The following is a 545-nucleotide window of genomic DNA, read 5'->3' as shown; positions in this document are numbered from 1 at the left end:
GTGAAGTCGTAACAAGGTAGCCGTAGGGGAACCTGCGGCTGGATCACCTCCTTAATCGACGACCGCAGCTGCTTCATGAGCTCCCACACGAATTGCTTGATTCATTGAAGAAGACGATAGAAGCAGCTTTAAGCTCCAAGCTGATAGCTCACAGCTAACAGTTACAAGCTCGAAATTGGGTCTGTAGCTCAGTTGGTTAGAGCGCACCCCTGATAAGGGTGAGGTCGGCAGTTCGAATCTGCCCAGACCCACCAATTTTGTTATGGGGCCATAGCTCAGCTGGGAGAGCGCCTGCCTTGCACGCAGGAGGTCAGCGGTTCGATCCCGCTTGGCTCCACCATAAACTGCTTCTGAAAGCTTAGAAATGAGCATTCCATCAAGGTGATGGTGAATGTTGATTTCTAGTCTTTTGATTAGATCGTTCTTTAAAAATTTGGGTATGTGATAGAAAGATAGACTGAACGTTACTTTCACTGGTAACGGATCAGGCTAAGGTAAAATTTGTGAGTTCTCTTAGTTGAGAAATTCGAATTTTCGGCGAATGT

At 46.8% G+C, this 545-nt stretch carries 2 tRNA genes and 1 rRNA gene; all 3 read left to right on the top strand.

Going from position 1 to position 545, the window contains the following annotated elements:
* Positions 1-54 (top strand): 16S ribosomal RNA (locus J3361_RS29330); the annotation flags it as partial.
* A 123-nt stretch (positions 55-177) separates the two neighbouring features.
* Positions 178-254: transfer RNA gene (locus J3361_RS29325), tRNA-Ile, on the top strand.
* Between the two features lie 10 nt (positions 255-264).
* Positions 265-340 (top strand) — tRNA-Ala (locus J3361_RS29320).
* The last annotated feature ends 205 nt before the right edge of the window (positions 341-545 follow it).

Source organism: Pseudomonas sp. OA65 (genome assembly GCF_017498305.1).
Classification (GTDB): Bacteria; Pseudomonadota; Gammaproteobacteria; order Pseudomonadales; family Pseudomonadaceae; genus Aquipseudomonas; species Aquipseudomonas zanjanensis.
The sequence above is the reverse complement of the archived record's forward strand: the minus strand, read 5'-3'. Positions and strand labels throughout refer to the sequence as shown.